Consider the following 19313-nt stretch of genomic DNA (forward strand, 5'->3'; position numbering starts at 1 on the left):
GTCGTTCTTAATCTCCATTCCAAATTAATATATTGCTCATTTAGAATGTCGTTCCAATTAGTGTTAGACGCTATCATTTATCATCGTTGTCCTACATAATATCCATTAGCCATACAAAGAGATGGTGTCATGCTAGGTTAAAAAATGAGCCAAAGTAGCTCATACAAAACGAGAAAAATATGAAACGTTTACTGATGTTGTTTGGACTTGCCGTATTTTCTGCGTCCGCTCTCTCCCATGGTACCCATGTCCTTAATGGATACTGGGAATACCAAGATTATCTTTCCACTTTTCCAGAACAAAAAGCATTGACTGATAAAATGGTCGAGGCTGTACAAAATCACCCTGTGCCATTAAGAAGAATGCAAGATGAGCCGATCACGATTTCCGTGGTGTATCCGGGTCAACAGATCTCGGATTACTGGGTTCGTAATATTCAAGCTTTTGAGAAGCGTCTCGATAGGCTGAAAATTCGCTATCAAATAAATCAAGTATTTACCCGTATTAATGCCGACCTCACGCAGCAGAGCATTTCACTGCAAGAAGCCATTGAGAATAAGACGGATTATTTGATTTTCACGCTAGACACCACACGCCACCGCAAGTTTATTGAGCATGTATTGACCTCTACAGACACCAAGCTGATTCTTCAAAACATCACAACGCCAGTTCGTGCCTGGGCGGATAGACAGCCACTTATGTACGTGGGTTTTGATCATGCGACAGGCAGCTTAAAACTGGCGGACTATTTTAAACAAGTAAGCCAACCAGACAGTAAGTATTCTGTTTTATATTACTCACAAGGTTATATCAGTGATGCGCGTGGAGATACTTTTATCCATGAAGTGAATACGGATACGAACTTTACCCTTAAGTCTTCGTTTTACACAAAATCAAACAAAGACAGTGGTTACCAAGCGGCTAAAATCAGCATAGAGAACGATAAGGATCTAGACTTTATCTATGCATGTTCAACGGATGTCGCTCTCGGTGCAATGGAAGCGATTCGTGAATCGGGCCAAGACATCTTAGTGAATGGCTGGGGAGGCGGCTCTGCTGAACTTGAAGCCATTGCAAGGGGCGACCTAAATGTTACTGTCATGCGTATGAACGACGATACAGGCATTGCAATGGCAGAGGCGATCAAGTGGGATCTAGCCGGTTTGGAAGTGCCTACCGTTTACTCTGGTGAATTTGAAATTGTCACCAAGGAAGATTCCCCAGAACGTATTTCAGAACTTAAACAGCGAGCATTTAGGTACTCAGGTCACTAATGAAGAAAAGCTATGCCAGTACACCTAGAAACACTTTAGCTAGACTCATTACGCGTATCGTTATTTTGGTGATAGGCGTGATGGCACTTGGCGTGCTTATTCATAATTATGAAACCAGCAGTAATATCGTACAGCAAGAGACGAATCGAACGGTTCAGCAAACCTCAAGCCTGATCCAAAACATGTTTGATTATCGTTTGTCGGTGCTGCAAATCCATCAAGACAGTAGCTCACACAGTGAAACTCTCAGAGAGTATTTTGATACGGGCAATGACGAGACTCTGAGCTACTTTTTCTTTGGTGTTGACCAACGTGAACCGGATCATGCACCAGATTTACGCTTTGTCTCAACCCACGATGGTTTGGCTTGGGAAGACGGCAACAGTCAATTTTATGGTTTGGATGAGTCCAACTTAAAGCATATTTCTGATGAGGTTTCGTTCAGCAGTAATTGGCATTTTATTAAACTGAGGACAGATATAGGTAAGCGTCACTTGTTGGCTCGCCGTACCCCTATTGTTGATAACGCTACTGGGGAAGTCCTTGGTCAACTCTATATCGCCATTGTGCTTGATAACAACTTCTCTTTGGCTGAGTCAATCCAACAGGGCAGTAATAGCGAAAATATCGTGATTGAAGCGCACGGTACACCGGTGACATCGACATTCAGTGGTGATGAAAGCTACACCATTACTGACATCCTCAATTACCAAATGTACGAACAGTTGCCGCGTCATTTCGTTACCATCGCAACCATTAAGATTAATGCTGTTGAAACTCCTTTAATCATTCGAGCTGTTCAAAAAAATAATAATTTCATTGCGTTAGAAGAGAATTATCAGCGTGCGATCATCGTGGTGATTGTGGTGATCATATTGATGTCTTTTTTTGCTCGAACTTGGATTCAAAAGAGAGTCTCAGCCGAGCTTGATAAGCTAATGGACTTTACTCGTTCGGCAAGTGCTAGCGAAGAGTACAACAAGTTCGATGGCTCTAACATTTTCGAATTTCATCATATTGGTTGTACTCTTGAAGACACCTTTGAGCGCTTATCTGAACAGAATCAAAAATTCCAAGATCTCTTTAACTTTGCTCATTCGCCTATCTTAGTTTGGTCTGAAAAAGGCGATTTGATTCAGATGAACCCCGCCGCTCGCATGGCGTTGTTCGATGCTGATGACAATTATGGTCCAATTGCCCAAGAGTTTGAGCATCGAATGCTGCCTAATATTCAAATGGTGGTTCAGGGTTCTAAACTGACGGGTATTAACGTACCCATTGGTGAAAAGGTGTTTCGTTGGAACATGTCTGCTATTCGCGTGGAACACGGCATCACAGGAGTGGTGGTACAAGGGCAAGATATTACTAAGCTTATCGAGGCGGAAAGACAGGCTGATCGAGCAAGAGAAGAAGCTGAGCATCTTGCGAATGTGCGAGCAGACTTCCTAGCTAAGATGAGTCACGAGATTCGCACGCCGCTCAACGGTATTCTCGGTGTGTCTCAGCTGCTGAAGCGCTCTATGCACAATGAAGATAATCGCGAGCAGGTGGATGTACTGTGTAATAGTGCGGAACATTTACTGGCGGTACTTAACGATATCTTGGACTTCTCAAAAATTGAGCAAGGGCAGTTTAATATTCAAAAGAAAGACTTCCGTTTAGGGGAGTTAGTTAATACTTTAGACAGCATCTATCGACCGCTGTGTGAAGATAAATCCGTCGAATTTACCATTGTGAATCACTTGGTTGATGACATTGAAATCAATACCGACCAAGTACGCCTCAATCAGATCATGTTTAATCTGTTGAGTAATGCTTTTAAATTCACTCATCAAGGCGGTATCTCCGTCAGCTTTGAGCTCGAGAGCATCTTTAACTCCGATCACGCCAGCTTAATCGTGCGAGTGCAAGATTCCGGAATTGGTATTGATGAAAGTAAAATTGATGCTGTTTTTGAACCCTTTGTTCAAGCCGAAGAGACCACCACTCGTGAATATGGTGGCACTGGTTTAGGACTTACAATTGTAAAAAATCTGGTCGATATGCTAGAAGGGGACATTCAAGTCCGCAGCGTGATAGGTCAAGGCTCAGAGTTCACGATAGAAATTCCAGTGGTCGTACACGCCAAGCCGCTATTAGTCGATGCTAAGCAACAAGCTGAAGTTGAGCCAGAGGCGTTGTTTAGTCGACCTTTGAATGTGTTGCTGGTGGAAGACAATCACACCAATGCCTTTATTGCTCAGGCTTTCTGTAAGAAATATGGCATGGTCGTCACTTGGGCAAAAGATGGCTTAGAAGCGATAGAGATGGCTAAGACGATTACCTATGACTTGATCTTGATGGATAACCAGCTCCCTAATCTTGGTGGTGTTGAAACCACTCAGCAACTAAGAGGTGAAATTGGTGTGTCTGCCCCTATTTATGCGTGTACCGCAGATGCTCAAGAGTCAACTAGAGACAGCTTTATGGCCGCAGGGGCGAATTACGTGATTGTAAAACCGATTAAAGAAGAGTCGCTGCACCAAGCGTTTGTTCATTTTAAAAACTCATACTGGAATGACACAGAGCACTAGGTTTTAACTTAGCGCTCTTAAACGGACTCTATTGAAGAGGCGTGGCTAACTTGTTGTCGCCACACAAATCCTGATGAGTATATATTTATATAGAACCTGTTTTTATATCGAGTCTGTCTTTATATAGATCCTGAGACAAAGGCTTGTTCCAATAACAACGTTTTCAACTCATCACTCATATCTAGGTGTTCAGGAAATTGGATACCTAGCAGCCAGCCTTGTCTTTGCCTTTTCTTACTTACCACCTTGTAGACAAGATCGTCATCTAAGTACTCATTTAAGTCAGAATTAACTTTTATCTTCCAGCCGACATCAATATCTGATTGCTGGGTAAGATAGATACCGCACCCTGACGCTGAAAAGTCGACCAGTGTGGCATCCAGCGACAAGGTATCAAAAGTGACTTCACAGCTGAGACGTACTTTATACCTTTCGTGCTCACGAATAGGCTTGGTTGCAAAGTTTGAGGGTGGGCGAAGGAAGATAAGGTGGGCCGGTGAGATGATATGAGCCAGTATATTGGTTTTGAACGCCACAATGTGCCCAAGTTCGGTGTCGGTAATCGCACGAACAATAATATCAATGTTTGTTAGCTTTCTCAGCGTCAGTGCTTCTGTCGCTTTTTGTGAAAGCTCAAGGATAAGGTACTGATCTTCTTTGTGTCCGATATAAAGTGTACTGATCTGGATTGAGTCGTCTGGGCCAAATTCCAATACACCTGCTGTTTTTGTACCTGGCTTTAGGTATCTGAACAGTTCTAAGTTTTTATCTTTATGCATATTCGTTACTGAACAATGTTAATCGTTTGATAAAATAATATAACGTCCTGATAAAACTATGTCATTAGTTTCATTGAAGTAATTAGCAGCGTACAACAAAAAATGAATCGTTATCTCAAGTAAACAACGGCTTACTCTTGTCGTAAAACAAGATACACTGCTGACAGATATATACTTGATGGAGAAATAGTAAATGGAACTGGAAACCTTATTGAATACTCTGGCTGAAACGCCAGAAGCCGTGCAATTTGAAGATACAATGCAAGTGATCGAAGCTCACTATGATTTTTGTGAGCGCGAATTTCGCAATGGTGAGGTCGTGAATGCAGCAGGGCAGAATAATGGTTCGTGTAAGATTTTTGCTTTTGGATTAGAGCAAGGCCTATCAGCAGAGCAAACTCTTGCTTGTTTTGGTCAATTTTATCGTAACGACGTGCTAGGTTTTCCTGAGAACAGCGACCATCAAAATATTCGTAACTTTATGGTTCATGGCTGGAATGGTATCCAGTTTTCTCAGCCTGCGCTGGTTGCAAAAGCGAAGTAGACACTAACCAGGTAGCTATCAGGTCGAAACTTAATCTCAGTATTTTGAAGCGAGAAAATAACCTCTCGCTTTTTTGTCTGCGTTGAACCAGCTTGTAACTTGTTAACTAGTAACGAGCTGAATAGGTTCTAAACTACTGAACAGGCAGGGCAGACAAGCACTTGCGGCATAGACATGCTCCAGCCTTTGGAATATCGCTAGTATCTCGTTTTTCTAGGTCAAAACACCAACACGTCTCTTTGCCCGCACTGATATCGCATTGAGCTAGCTCATTACACTGTGGACATTGGTGAGTCGAACTCTCGCCACTAAGGTTATCCATGACTGACGTTCGTTCGTTTTCAGATAAGCCTTTCCAGCCTATAATCTCATCCATTGTTCGAAAGCAGCCACTACACATTCCGCCATTATTTTTACAAGCCGCTCGGCAAGGTGTTTTCATTTATCTAACCTGTGATTCATTTGGGCTGAAATGTAGCATATTTGTTTCTTCTTGAAGAGCCGTTAGGCTAAGAAATTACTCAGTTAAATTTAGAAATGACCTCGTAATTTTTAGGCTTTTCATGTAGCATCTCGCCCCTTTTGTTGAGTGGGGGATATTATGTTTATTGGATTTGATTATGGAACAGCGAACTGTTCTGTCGCGGCGATGGTTAATGGAGAGCCAAGCCTGTTACCGCTCGAAGGTAACAACCACTATATTCCCTCAACCGTGTTTGCGCCTACCCGTGAGAGTGTTTCTGAACACCTCTTCCGCCACTTGAATATCAAGCCGAGTGATGCGATCGGTGAGCAAGTACTACGACGTGCTATTGCGCAGAACAGAGAAGAGAGCATCGACCTAGTACCAGAAGACATGGCATTTGGTCAGGCTGCATTGGACTTATACTTAGAAGACCCTCGTGATGTTTATTATGTTAAGTCTCCTAAGTCTTTCCTTGGCGCAAGTGGGTTGCATGATGTTCAGGTGAGTTTCTTCGAAGATTTAGTGTGCGCCATGATGGCAAATATTAAACACCAAGCTGAGCGCACGACTCAAGAGCAGATCAAGCAAGCTGTCATCGGTCGCCCAATTAACTTCCACGGTCGAGGTGGTGAAGAGGCGAACAGACAAGCTGAAGACATCCTCACTCGTGCAGCTAAGCGTGCAGGCTTTCTTGATATTGCGTTTCAATTTGAGCCAGTAGCCGCAGGTCTTGATTATGAAAGCACCTTAACTGAAAACCAAACGGTATTGGTTGTGGATATCGGCGGTGGTACCACCGATTGCTCATTATTAGAAATGGGACCAAGTTGGTCTGGGAAGGCAGATCGTACTCAGAGTTTACTTGCGCACAGCGGGCAAAGGGTAGGAGGAAATGACCTCGATATCTACCTTGCTTTTAAACAACTGATGTCGCCTTTTGGTATGGGCAGCAAAGGCATTTCGGGTATCGATATGCCACTGACTCAATTCTGGAATCCAATTGCGATTAATAATGTTGAAGCTCAAAAGAATTTCTATTCAAGAGAAAACCTAACAGCATTGAAATTACTTCGCAAAGAAGCGTCAGAGCCTCAAAAGCTAGAACGTTTGATGAAGGTTTATCATGACACTTTGGGCTACGGTATTGTGCGTAGAGCGGAAGAAGCCAAGATTGCGCTAGCAGAATCCTCTCAATATCGTGCTGCGATTAATGTTGCCTCCGAACTGGTCGAGGTGGATATCTCAATCGAACAGATGGTTGAAGCGATTGAAACACCAAAGTCTAAAATGATTGAGTTGGTTAAAGAAGCGATTCAACAAGGCCAGAAAAAGCCAGATGTCATCTACATGACGGGTGGTTCTGCACGTTCGCCTATCCTTCGAGAAGCGGTACAACAAGCTGTACCGAATGTGCCTATTGTGAGTGGTAATTACTTCGGTTCAGTAACCGCAGGTTTAGCTCGTTGGGCTGAGGTTTGCTTCAAATAAGAGTCCAATGATGAGTTATGAAGGGCAACCAGTCGCTGATTGGTTGCCCTTTTTTTGTTTTTTCTCTAATGAACTTTCTATTGAGCGATTTTCCTAGCTCAAATTGGGATTTGTTTCGCAAAACTAAATATTTCAGTTGAGTTCTATGTGTTACAAAATATTTCAAGGTTAAAGGTTCACCTCTAGATGGTCTGATGAGTTATCTTGGATTTGGATTTTTAATGCGTTTTTAGTGATTATAAAATCAAAAACAATCAAAATGATTATCTCAAAGAATGAAAAGAATTACCAGTTATTTTCGGGTTATCTACTTGTTTTTAAATGATTTTTTGTTTTTTATGGTGCAATTTTTTTTATTTTATATATTTTAATGCAACTTTCTTGTCATTCGTATATTAGGGTTTCGCTACTTGTTAAATGCAGGTAACAACTTCTCCGTAAGCACGAGGTTGTTAGTGAATAACTCACCCAGTTACATAATGGATATGACAATGAATAAGAAACTTTTAGCGCTAGCAATTTCTGGTGCAGTATTTGGTACACAGGCAGTTGCAGTAGAACTTTACAACGAAGACGGCACAACATTCTCAGTTGGCGGCCACGTTTCAGTTGCAGTTGGTGACGTAAACAGTGATGACCGTCAAAACAGCGATGACATCGGTGTAGAGTCTGTTTCTCCACGTATCAACTTCGGTGCAACTCACGAGCTTGGCAACGGCTTTACTGCTGACGCTAAAGGTGAATGGGCGCTAAACATGCTTGACGGTGGTGAAGAGTCATTCACAACTCGTCTTGGCTACGTTGGTCTTTCTCACGACGATTACGGTCGTGCAGCAGTAGGTACTCAATGGGCACCTTACTACAACGTTGCTGGCGTAGCAGATATGCCAATCGCATTCGCGAATGACTTCATCTACGAAGACCACGGTAACCTAGGTACTGGTCGTGGTGAAGAGATGGTGAGCTACGGTAACGCTATCGATTTCGGCAACGCAGGTTCTCTAAGCGCTGCAGTTGCATGGCAAGGTCGTAAGATTGATGGCGCAACTACATACGGTAACCGTGGTCAAGTTGCATTGAACTACGCAATTGCTGATTTCACTGCAAACTACGCGTACAACACAGGTGACGTAGACTACGCACTTGCTGGTTCACAAACTGCTGATTCACACGTAGTAAGTGCTACTTACGGTTCATACGGCGCTGAAGGTCTTTACCTTGCTGGTGTTTACGCAATGAACAACTACATGAACTCTGGTAATAACCAGATTCTTGAAGAGTCAGTTGCTATTGAATTACTAGCTTCTTACGCACTTTCAAATAGCCTTAACCTAAGCGTTAACTACGAAGCTGTAGAAGACGACAAGATGAGCGAAACTGTCTACAGCACGACTGCTCTACAAGCTGAATACAACTTCACATCTCAGTTCGTAGGCTTTGCTGGTTACCAGTTCGACCTACAAGGTTCTGGCGTGTACAAAGAAAAAGCTGACGACCAATGGCTACTTGGTGCTCGTTACTACCTATAAGTCGCGGACTTATTTAGCATAGTGTTTACTCCTTAAATTTACCTTTTCGGATACTGTCCTAGACACCATGCTAAGCCCTCTCCAGCCTTTTGGTTTGAGAGGGCTTCTTTCGTTCTATACGTATTGTTTTAGCTTTTCCTTCATGTTTCCCTGCTATTCATTTTGTCTACGTAACTATGATCTACGAAGCTATGGCTCTTGTCATCAGTTCTTATATGTCGCGATCTTCGGATAAAAGTATTTAAATCATTTAATTGAGCTAAAGATCAGAATTTAGATATTGGTGACCATCTTGTCGAAGACTCTCATTTTATGATGCGTTAAACTCTCCACTCCAAAAAGATAGTTCAGGGATAAACTATGAGCAGTGTTGTCGATCAGGAACAGCTGATGAATTCGAGACGAACAGCAACCCCAACTAAGGTGCTGTGTGTTGGGCGTAACTATGTCGATCACATCGAAGAACTCAATAACGCAATCCCAGACTCTATGGTGGTTTTCAATAAACCGAGTACCAGTGTTACGTCATCTCTGTCTTCTTTTCATCAAGAAGCGCTGCACTACGAAGCCGAAATCTGTTTCATCGTTGAAAACGGTCAATACTCAGCGGTAGGTTTAGGATTAGATCTTACCAAACGTGAATTGCAAAGTAGCTTAAAAGCGAAAGGCCTACCTTGGGAACGCGCTAAAGCGTTTGATGGTTCAGCCGTGTTTAGTCGCTTTGTTCCAACAGATAATCTAGATCTCACAGACTTAAATCTGGAGCTGTTTATTAACTGTGTTCGCGTTCAAAAAGGCCACGTTCAGCAGATGCTATATTCCCCACAAACTATCCTCGAAGAGTTATCTTCTTACACGACCTTGCTTGATGGTGATGTTGTCATGACAGGCACACCCAAAGGTGTTGGCGAGGTGCATCGAGGTGATATCTTTCTTGGTCGCCTAAAGTGTGGTGACACGACATTGATTGAGATTGAGTGGGTAGCGAGTTAATTAATACGCTATGTTTAGTTAATAAATTGGTTTTAGTGATTAAAGTTGGTTTTTAATTCGAATAAATAAACGCCAAGCAACTGATTGCATCTGGAAGGGTGTTGGTAATTGATATAAAATCCGCCTCCGTTTTTATCAATACTGAAACCCATGATCGACTTAGCCATCTTACCTGTTTACCTGACAGCCGTTGTTGCACTTCTCCTTTTGCCTGGCCCTGATATGTTACTCATCGCGAGCTCAAGTATGAGTTATGGCCGCAAGGTTGGTGTGTTTGCAAGTTTAGGTAATGCGACTTCTGGAATCATTCTGACAGTATTGGCGGCGATGGGTGTTTCGGCATTGATTGCGATGAGCCCAGTGGCTCTAAAAGCTCTTCATCTGTTAGGTGGAACCTATTTATTGAAAATGGGCTGGGATTGCCTTCGAACAGAACAAGGTAGCGCGCCTGAGTTAAGCGATAACTTTGCAGCAAAAGCGTACTATCAGAGAGCGTTAATCAGTAACCTGCTTAACCCTAAAGCCTTGGTTTTCTTTGTGATGTTCTTACCACAGTTTGTGTCGACGAATATTGAAGCGACTTCCGGTCAGCAGATGCTGGTTCTGGGTTTATTACTGAATGTTCTTGGCTTAACGTTCAACTTTTTGCTGGTGGCTTTAGTGGGTACGATTGGTAAGTCTCTCGTAGAAAACGCAAAGTTTCGAACCTATCAACAGAAAGTGATGGGTGGAGTCTTCATCGTATTGGCTATCTGGATGTTGTCGTCTTTCTTTACTTCGTAGACGAATCAAATCAAACATCTTCTCGTGGTTAGCCGCTGAGACAAAAATGGACGCTTCGAGCGTCCATTTTTATATTTAACCGTTACATGTTGAACGCGCTAACTGCTATGAATTTAACTCTTGTTGATGCTGTTCAATCAGCTTCTCCATGTACTGCTCACCGCGTAGGCGAGTGTCGTCATAGGTTTCTGTCCCTTCAAACTTTGTCACCGTTTCATAATAGACTTTCACTTTTGGCTCTGTGCCTGAAGGTCTTACGATAATGCGTGAATCATCCTCGAGGTGATAGATGAGTACGTCACTTGCAGGCAGGTTAATGGCTTCCGTATTGCCTCCAATGACGAAGCGTAAAGAAGACTGCAGATCTTCAATCACAGAGATAGCGACACCGTTGATTGCTTTAGGCTGTGCCGAGCGGAGCTTAGAACCAATCGATGGTGAATCTGGGTCCAGGGCAATACTTCGTTGAGCGTTGGTATGAACACCATGTTCAAATGAAATCTGAGCGAGAAGATCCCAAACCGTTCGGCCTTGAGATCTTAACTCCTCAACCAATTGAGCAAACACGACAATAGCCGATAGCCCATCTTTGTCTCGTACCTGAGTACCAATTGTGTAGCCTAACGCTTCTTCATAGGCGAACAAGAACTCGTTCTGCTCATCTTCTAATTGCATGCCAATATTCGCTAACCATTTAAAACCTGTCAGCGTTTGGAAATAAGTCGCGCCATGAGATTGAGCCACTTTTTCAAGCAAAGTTGAAGATACGATACTGTTACCAACTAATTGGTTTTTGGTATGCGGCTTTGAGATTAGATAATGAGCGAATAGCACGCCGACTTGGTCACCTGTTAGCATTTTGTATGAGCCATCATCTGTTCTCACTGCAACCGCAAATCGGTCTGCATCTGGGTCATTGGCACAAGCAATGTCGGCATCGACACTTTTTGCTAAGTTAACCACCAGATCCATTGCGCCTTTTTCTTCCGGATTCGGGAAGTTGACCGTCGGGAAATGACCATCGGGCTCTCTTTGTTCGGCAACGCTGAATACCTTATGGAAACCAGAATCATGAAGTAGATCCTCAGCCATTTGTGCGCCCACACCATGCATTGCGGTATAGGTGATAGTGGTGTTCGCCGATTCGATCTCTTTACTCACGTATGGGCTCTGATTGATCGCAGCGCGGTAGGTTTGATAATAGCCTTCAGTTAACCACACCAACTTTCCTTGCGTTTCAGCGTCACTTAGGCTCATTAAAGGGAGCGGCTTGGTTGATGCGATATCGATTTCAGCGGCAATACCTGCATCGTGAGGAGGAATGATTTGAGCGCCATTCTCCCAGTACACTTTGAAACCATTGTATTCCGGTGGGTTGTGGCTGGCCGTCACCACAACGGCAGCGGCGGCGTTGAAGTGTTCAATACCAAAGGCAACGATAGGGGTCGCTGCGACATTCGAGGTTAGGTAAACCTTAATGCCTAAAGCCGTGAGCACGGAAGCGGTATCAATCGCGAACTGCTTGGAATCTAAACGGCCGTCATAACCGACGACCACACCGCGGATGGTCGCATTGGCGACATGTTCGATTAAGTAGTGGCCGAGCCCGGTTGCTGTTTCCTGTATGACTAAACGGTTCATTCGATTTGGGCCGCATCCAACTTTTCCTCTAAGCCCTGCTGTTCCGAACTCTAATCGTTGGGTAAAGCGGTCTTCAAGTTCGTCGTGCATTCCCTCATCGATGAGGTGTTGAAGTTCTTCACGAGTTCTTGGGTCTGGGTCTCTCGCTAACCAATTCATTGCATCTTGCATAATCACTAAACCTTTTAATGTCTGTATGACTTACTGTTGATTTAATTTAAGTGATATTGATTATCATTTCCATGAAAGCAATCGTAAAACTCGATATAAAATAAATTCCAACGGCAAGAGGGCACGTAGATTAAGCCACTTCAAATAATTGACTGTTTAGTAAGTAAACTTACCTTGAACAATTGGATATCACTAACTAGCCTTTTACATAAATATAACAAAATTTAACAAATTCGCCGTTTTTGAATCTTTCATGGAAACCTCCAACGCTTTTGAACTGTATTAGTTCTTAGGTGATGTGAGGTCAGCAGTCCGCTTACAGGCCATTTCCATGTGAGTTGTAGATTGAGATTCAGCCTTTTCATGTGTAGCCGGAATAACAATGAATGTTGTCCAGCTCGCAACGACATTTAGGTCGCAAGTATCCAATTAGGAAGGATAAGGAGAGCTCTTTTGAAAAGATTACTGGTTAGGCTAGCGTGGCTTTTGAAGAGTTTTGTTGTGCTTTTAGTATCGCCTTTAGTGCACGCAAGCAGTGATTACAACATGACTCAAGGCGTCACTGAGATCAGTGGTAAGGTGTATGAACTTCATATGCTGATCTTCTACATCTGTTGTGCGATTGCCTTTGTTGTTTTTGGTGTGATGTTTTATTCGATTTTGAGGCACAGGAAATCGAAGGGCGCAGTTGCTGCCCATTTTCATGAAAGCACGAAAGTCGAAATTGTTTGGACCATCATCCCTATCATCATCCTCATCGCTATGGCGATACCCGCCACCAAAACCTTGATCGCGATGGAAGATACCTCCCAATCAGATCTGACCGTTAAAATCACTGGTTCACAATGGAAATGGCATTACAGCTATTTTGGTGAAGACGTCGAATTTTTCAGCCTTCTAGCGACCAGTGACAAAGAGATTGAAGGCCTCGAAGTGAAAGGCGCGCATTACTTGCTAGAAGTTGATAAGCCGCTTGTACTGCCTGTTGACCGTAAAGTTCGTTTCTTGATGACTTCCGATGATGTGATTCATTCATGGTGGGTGCCAGCATTCGCCGTTAAGAAAGATACCATTCCGGGTTTTATCAATGAGGCTTGGACTAAGATAGATGAGCCTGGTGTCTACCGAGGGCAGTGTGCAGAGTTGTGTGGTCGTGCCCATGGCTTCATGCCAATCGTGGTGCACGCCATGGAAGAAGATGAGTTTGACGCATGGCTAGCGGAGCAGAAAGAATTAGCGATAGCTGAACAACAAGCCGCGAAAGATGCATTAGATGCGTCACTTTCCTTGGCGGAGTTGAATACCATCGGTGAAGAGGTTTACAAAACTCGATGTGCGGTTTGTCACCAAGCAAACGGTGAGGGCATTCCCGGAGCATTCCCTGCCATCAAAGGAAGTCCTATTGCCCTTGGTGATGTGGATGTTCACATCGACACCATTGTTTATGGTCGTGGCGGTACGGCGATGCAAGCGTTCGATAATCAGTTAACTGAGAAAGAGATCGCAGCGGTAGTGACTTATCAACGAAACGCTTGGGGTAATGACACCGGCGATATTGTTCAGGCTTCAGATGTGAACGCTTATAAGGCCAAGCAAGAAGGCAGTTCTGAAAGCTCAACGGATGATGCACAAAATGATGCTAAGGAGCAGCTATGAGTTCACCAATTAATAAGCCGGTGAAATCGGCGCCTGCAGAAGATCAGGCCTTAAGTCATTCTGTGGAAGGCACATTGGACAGCAATGACTTACCTCTGGATGATCACGATTCTCACGCCGCTCCAAAAGGGTGGGCGCGTTGGCTGTATTCAACCAATCACAAAGACATCGGTACGCTATATCTGTGGTTCAGTTTTGCCATGTTCTTAACCGGTGGTGCGATGGCAATGGTGATCCGTGCTGAGTTGTTCCAACCGGGTCTGCAGCTTGTTGAGCCTGATTTCTTTAATCAGATGACCACAGTACACGGCTTGATCATGGTGTTCGGTGCCGTAATGCCTGCATTCACGGGGCTCGCCAACTGGATGATCCCTATGATGATCGGGGCTCCCGATATGGCGCTGCCACGAATGAACAACCTCAGCTTCTGGATTTTGCCTTTTGCTTTCTTAATCCTAATTGGTTCTCTGTTTACTGAGGGAGGCGGCCCGAGTTTTGGTTGGACATTCTACGCGCCGCTCTCAACGACTTACGGCCCAGATAGTACGGCACTGTTTGTGTTCTCTGTTCATATTATGGGGATCAGTTCGATCATGGGGGCGATCAACGTCATCGTGACCATCGTGAACATGAGAGCACCGGGTATGACATGGTTCAAATTGCCTATGTTCGTGTGGACTTGGTTAATTACTGCTTTCTTGCTGATAGCCGTGATGCCGGTTCTCGCCGGGGCGGTGACCATGGTATTGACCGATAAATATTTTGGGACAAGCTTCTTTGATGCGGCTGGTGGTGGTGATCCCGTTATGTTCCAGCACATATTCTGGTTCTTTGGACACCCCGAAGTGTACATCATGATCTTACCGTCTTTTGGTATTGTCTCGGCAATCATCCCAGCCTTTAGTGGCAAGTGTTTGTTTGGTTACCACTCTATGGTGTACGCGACCTGTAGTATCGCCATCTTGTCTTTCTTAGTGTGGGCACACCACATGTTCACCACGGGTATGCCAGTATTTGCCGAACTGTTCTTCATGTATTGCACCATGTTGATAGCGGTGCCGACCGGTGTGAAAGTCTTCAACTGGGTGGCGACCATGTGGCGGGGTGCTTTGACCTTTGAAACACCAATGCGTTTGCGATTGCCTTCATTGTTTTGTTTACGATTGGCGGGTTATCTGGATTGATGCTCGCTATCGTGCCAGCTGATTTCCAATACCACGATACTTATTTTGTGGTGGCTCACTTCCATTATGTTCTGGTAACCGGTGCCGTGTTCTCGATTATGGCTGCTGCCTATTATTGGCTGCCTAAGTGGACCGGACATATGTACGACCACAAGCTCAGCCTGTGGCATTTCTGGACGTCGGTGATTTCAGTCAATGTACTGTTCTTCCCGATGCACTTTTTAGGGTTAGCGGGTATGCCGCGTCGTATTCCTGATTATGCGATTCAGTTTGCTGACGTTAACCAAGTCGTGTCGATTGGTGGTTTTGCGTTTGGGTTGTCTCAGCTAATTTTCTTATGGCTAGCGATTAAGTGCGTAAGAGGGGGAGAGCCTGCGCCAAGTAAGCCTTGGGATAGAGCTGAAGGTCTTGAATGGACAGTACCAAGCCCTGCGCCTCACCACACCTTTACTCATCCGCCGAAAGTGGATTAGAGGGCAGAACCATGAGTGATAAGCAAAGCGATCCCAATCAAGATAAAAAGAAACCTAAGCGCCTGTCTAATAAGCGATCGACCAAAAAGCTGACGGGCTACTTGGTGTTGAGTGTGGTTGCGATGTTTGGCTTCGGTTTCGCTTTGGTGCCGCTCTACGATGTGATGTGTGAGGCCTTAGGCATCAATGGTAAAACTAATACTGTTTCAGCGGTGCAACCTCAGGGAATGCAGCCAGACTACTCTCGTACGGTTCGAGTCGAATTCATGTCCCACATCAAGCCAGATATGCCATGGCAGTTTTCGCCTGAGGTTCGAGTGTTAGAGGTTCATCCTGGCGAGGTGGTTCAAACTAACTACATTGCCAGAAACCTTTCTGGAGCTTCACTGGTTGGCCAAGCCGTACCATCGGTTTCTCCGGGAATGGGAGCGACCTATTTTAACAAGATGGAATGCTTTTGCTTTAATCAGCAACCATTGGACGGGCACAAGAGCGTCGAAATGGGTTTGATATTTTACATTGAGCCAGATATTCCAGAATCGATACATACGCTTACGCTCTCTTACACGTTATTCAATATCACGAATGAGGTGGGTGCAGCGGCCAATAAACCTGAGTCTAACGTACTCGCAAGTAATTAGGGCGTGTTGATCTTTCGAGCTGATTTTTGCAGCGAGTTGCTGGGTATTTATACAAGGCAGAGGCTTTGATGTGTAGCTAGCCTACATGAGAAGTCGATAACGTAGTAGAAATGACCAGCAAACGCTGCCCGAAGGGTTCGGCTAAAAGCGCTTTACTCTTTGTTGAGGGAGATTTGCTTAGAATGACTAGGCGACTTCCCCCTCGCCGCGATTAAAACGCTTTTATCTCGAACAAAATTTAACCTCGAAAGGTCAACACGCCCTAGTAATTAAAGCCAAATCACTCAAGCAAAATAAGCGAACTAAACAAGGAGAGTGAGACAATGAAGCCAGAAACAAATGCACAGGATTCAATGGAAAATGGAACAACATTGGAAAGCAGTGCTTCAATAGAAATTAAGCTGGATGACTTGTCGGGTGGGGAAGTCATTGAATTGCTTGAAGAGCATCTTGCTGATATGTACGCAACTTCGCCAGCCGAAAGTGTCCATGCACTGGATCGAGATGGGCTCAAGTCACCAGGAATTACCTTTTTCAGTGCTTGGAAAGGCAGCCAACTGCTTGGGTGTGTCGCCATTAAAGAGTTGAATACCCAACACGCTGAACTCAAATCGATGAGAACCTCACAGTTTGCTCGAAAGTCAGGTGTTGCGAGCCAACTTTTACAGCACGTATTGGACACAGCAACCGCCCGCCAGTATCAAACAATCAGTTTAGAGACCGGCTCAGAAGACTACTTTAAGGCTGCGCGTAACCTGTATGAAAAGTTTGGCTTCGGCTACTGTGAACCCTTTGCTGATTATGTGTTGGACCCGCACAGCCAGTTTATACGTATTGAATTGCGTTAAGAGGCTAGCTTTAGGTGTCGACTTACTTTGCAGGTTTCTCCCTTGGCCTTTCGTTGATTCTTGCGATTGGCTCTCAAAATGCGTTTGTTTTAAAGCAAGGGCTTAAGAACCAACACGTATTGGCAGTTTGTGCTGTATGTGCCATTTCTGACGCCTTACTGATTAGCTTTGGCGTGACGGGCTTTGGCGCAATCGTTAAGCAGTTCCCACAAATTGAGCAGTTCGCCCGTTATGGTGGCGCTATCTTTTTGGGTGTCTATTCATTCTTAAGCTTCCGTTCAGCATTTACTGAAAACCACGCCTTAGAAGCCACTGCTGAAACCAAAGACTCGTTTACCAAAGCGATTGCGATGTGTTTGGCGTTCACTTGGCTTAATCCGCATGTGTATTTGGATACTGTGGTACTGCTAGGTTCTATCTCAACCCAATATCAACCGAATCAAATGTTGTTTGGCGCTGGGGCGGTATCGGCGTCATTCGTTTTCTTCTTTTCACTTGGATATGGCGCTCGCTTCTTGGCTCCAATGTTTAAAAACCCGAGAGCGTGGAAGGTGTTGGAATTTGTCGTTGGCGTGATCATGGCATCTATTGCAATATCTTTGATCGTCTAGCTGCGCGTAATTAGGCTTTCATTTCGGTATTGGTGTTGAATACACGCCGGTAGAAAACCTAACATTACGTTTGATCTCACAAGCAGACGCTGTAAATATCGAATTCTTCGGCCCTAATGGTAATAGACTGGCAAGTCGTGATGTCGCGTTTAGCACTGTAACTCTGGGTGCTTCGTACAATTTTTAATGACCCCTGTGAAATAACTTACAGCTAATGTCATGGACACCTATAACCGCTCTAACGTTGAGCGGTTTTTTTATGTCAAAAATAACGATTGGTCACGCTATGGGCGGAGTTGCTCCAAAGCCTGAAATTAGTTGGTTTTCACAAGCTTATAAAAGGGAATTATCTCGACTATTTTGGTAGATTAAAGGTATTACAGACTTCCAGTGAGCAGCAATGAAGATTCTTCACACGTCCGATTGGCACCTTGGCCAAAACTTCTACAATAAAAGCCGTAAGAATGAACATGAACGGTTTTTACAATGGTTACTTGAGCAAGTTACAGAGAACGACATCGACGCGATCATTGTTGCTGGCGATATTTTTGATACCAGCACACCGCCGAGTTACGCTCGTGAGATGTATAACAAGTTCGTGGTCGATTCGAACAAGATCGGCTGTCAATTGGTGTTGTTAGGTGGAAATCACGATTCGGTGTCTGTGCTTAAAGAGACACAACAGCTGCTCAAATACATGGGCGCAGACGTGATTCCTAATACCAACCAAGATCATGCGACTCAGGTTGTCGAACTAAAAGGTAAAAATGGCGATGTAGAAGCGCTGGTTTGCGCCATTCCTTTTATTCGCCCACGCGATGTGTTGACCAGTCAGGCAGGTGTCACAGGCGTTGAGCGTCAGAAGCAACTTGGTGATGCAATCAAACAGCACTACCAAAGTGTTTATGATGCGGCGGTTGCTAAACGCGCGACGTTTGCAAACAGCGAGCACATGCCGATCATCGCTACTGGTCATTTAACGGCGATGGGGGTTCAACAATCGGACTCGGTACGCGACATCTATGTCGGCAACCTTGATGGTTTCGCCGCTGATGGCTTCCCAGATGCCGATTATATTGCACTTGGTCATATCCACCGCCCACAAGTGGTGGCAAAGCGTGAATACATTCGTTATTCAGGCTCTCCAATCCCATTAAGCTTTGATGAACTTAAATCTCAAAAGCAGGTATGTCTAGTTGAGTTTGTTGAAGGTGAGCGCACGATTTCTCAATTGCCAGTTCCAACGTTCCAACCCCTAGCCGAAATCAAAGGTGACTTGAGCGAGGTTGAATCTCAGCTGAACCAATACATGGGTTTAGATAGCGAACAAAACGTGTGGTTATCGATAGAAGTGCAAGCGCAAGATTACTTGTCGGATCTACAAGAGCGTGTGCGCGCATTAACCGAAGGTTTGAATGTGGAAGTACTTCAATTACGCCGAGCAAGAGAACGTCGCAATCAAGCATTAGAGCAAGAGTCGGCAGAAACCTTATCTGAACTGAGCCCGATGGACGTATTTAGCAAGCGTATTGCCTTAGAAGAGTTTGAAACCGATTCTGAAAAAGCGCGTTTAGAGAGAATGACGGTAAAGTTTAAGCAAGTAATGATCGAAGTGTCTGAAAGCGCTCAAGCACCAAACAAAGTAGAAGAGTAACGAGT

General features: G+C 44.3%; 15 protein-coding genes and 2 pseudogenes. 14 read left to right on the forward strand and 3 right to left on the reverse strand.

Going from position 1 to position 19313, the window contains the following annotated elements; all coding sequences use genetic code 11:
• Positions 1-179: 179 nt before the first annotated feature.
• Positions 180-1274 carry a substrate-binding domain-containing protein gene (locus tag A142_RS16610; RefSeq protein ID WP_019823426.1) on the forward strand — a complete coding sequence of 365 codons (1095 nt, stop codon included), beginning with the start codon at positions 180-182 and terminating at the stop codon, positions 1272-1274.
• Complete coding sequence (luxQ, locus tag A142_RS16615) at positions 1274-3847, forward strand: quorum-sensing autoinducer 2 sensor kinase/phosphatase LuxQ (protein WP_019823427.1); 2574 nt, start codon at positions 1274-1276, stop codon at positions 3845-3847. Before A142_RS16610 ends, luxQ begins: the two co-directional genes overlap by 1 nt.
• 119 nt (positions 3848-3966) lie before the next feature.
• Here the strand turns inward: luxQ and A142_RS16620 are convergent, their stop codons facing one another.
• Positions 3967-4626 (reverse strand): PilZ domain-containing protein, encoded by a 660-nt coding sequence (locus A142_RS16620; RefSeq protein ID WP_019823430.1) that lies wholly within the window; start codon positions 4624-4626, stop codon positions 3967-3969.
• 193 nt (positions 4627-4819) lie between these two features.
• Between A142_RS16620 and A142_RS16625 the strand changes: the two genes are divergently transcribed.
• Positions 4820-5170, forward strand: a complete 351-nt coding sequence (locus tag A142_RS16625; protein ID WP_019823432.1) for a HopJ type III effector protein — start codon at positions 4820-4822, stop codon at positions 5168-5170.
• 133 nt (positions 5171-5303) lie between these two features.
• On the opposite strand, the gene A142_RS24475 is transcribed toward A142_RS16625, so the two are convergent.
• On the reverse strand, positions 5304-5612 hold the full coding sequence (locus A142_RS24475) for a DUF1289 domain-containing protein (protein ID WP_019823434.1): 309 nt from the start codon (positions 5610-5612) through the stop codon (positions 5304-5306).
• Between the two features lie 159 nt (positions 5613-5771).
• On the opposite strand from A142_RS24475, the gene yegD reads away from it, so the two are divergent.
• From yegD to A142_RS16645, 4 genes are all read left to right on the forward strand, one after another.
• Positions 5772-7124: a molecular chaperone gene (gene yegD / locus A142_RS16630; protein ID WP_029405526.1), complete on the forward strand. Its 1353-nt coding sequence runs from the start codon at positions 5772-5774 to the stop codon at positions 7122-7124.
• Between the two features lie 491 nt (positions 7125-7615).
• A complete protein-coding gene (locus tag A142_RS16635; protein ID WP_019823438.1) occupies positions 7616-8653 on the forward strand; it encodes a porin in 1038 nt (345 codons plus the stop codon).
• A gap of 360 nt (positions 8654-9013) precedes the next feature.
• The gene (locus A142_RS16640) at positions 9014-9646 is read left to right on the forward strand and encodes a fumarylacetoacetate hydrolase family protein (protein ID WP_019823440.1); all 633 of its coding nucleotides are present in this window, start codon (positions 9014-9016) and stop codon (positions 9644-9646) included.
• 150 nt (positions 9647-9796) lie between these two features.
• Positions 9797-10429, forward strand: a complete 633-nt coding sequence (locus A142_RS16645; protein WP_019823442.1) for a LysE family translocator — start codon at positions 9797-9799, stop codon at positions 10427-10429.
• Positions 10430-10534: 105 nt separating this feature from the next.
• Here the strand turns inward: A142_RS16645 and A142_RS16650 are convergent, their stop codons facing one another.
• Complete coding sequence (locus A142_RS16650) at positions 10535-12241, reverse strand: phospho-sugar mutase (RefSeq protein ID WP_029405527.1); 1707 nt, start codon at positions 12239-12241, stop codon at positions 10535-10537.
• 453 nt (positions 12242-12694) lie between these two features.
• On the opposite strand from A142_RS16650, the gene coxB reads away from it, so the two are divergent.
• The 7 genes and pseudogenes from coxB (at position 12695) to sbcD (ending at position 19308) form a co-directional block, all read left to right on the forward strand.
• Positions 12695-13897, forward strand: coding sequence for a cytochrome c oxidase subunit II (gene coxB, locus A142_RS16655; protein WP_019823444.1), 1203 nt, complete (start codon positions 12695-12697; stop codon positions 13895-13897).
• Positions 13894-15554: pseudogene (gene ctaD / locus A142_RS16660) on the forward strand (cytochrome c oxidase subunit I). The gene coxB and the pseudogene ctaD overlap by 4 nt, the downstream one beginning before the upstream one ends.
• Before the next feature lie 11 nt (positions 15555-15565).
• A complete protein-coding gene (locus A142_RS16665) occupies positions 15566-16195 on the forward strand; it encodes a cytochrome c oxidase assembly protein (protein WP_019823445.1) in 630 nt (209 codons plus the stop codon).
• A gap of 323 nt (positions 16196-16518) precedes the next feature.
• The gene (locus tag A142_RS16670) at positions 16519-17043 is read left to right on the forward strand and encodes a GNAT family N-acetyltransferase (protein ID WP_019823446.1); all 525 of its coding nucleotides are present in this window, start codon (positions 16519-16521) and stop codon (positions 17041-17043) included.
• A 14-nt stretch (positions 17044-17057) separates the two neighbouring features.
• On the forward strand, positions 17058-17654 hold the full coding sequence (locus A142_RS16675; protein WP_019823447.1) for a LysE/ArgO family amino acid transporter: 597 nt from the start codon (positions 17058-17060) through the stop codon (positions 17652-17654).
• 13 nt (positions 17655-17667) lie between these two features.
• Positions 17668-17841: pseudogene (locus tag A142_RS25455) on the forward strand (porin family protein); the annotation flags it as partial.
• A gap of 213 nt (positions 17842-18054) precedes the next feature.
• Positions 18055-19308, forward strand: a complete 1254-nt coding sequence (gene sbcD / locus A142_RS16680; protein ID WP_019823448.1) for an exonuclease subunit SbcD — start codon at positions 18055-18057, stop codon at positions 19306-19308.
• The last annotated feature ends 5 nt before the right edge of the window (positions 19309-19313 follow it).

The sequence above is a fragment of the Vibrio splendidus 12E03 genome (assembly GCF_000272105.2).
GTDB lineage: Bacteria > Pseudomonadota > Gammaproteobacteria > Enterobacterales > Vibrionaceae > Vibrio > Vibrio splendidus_I.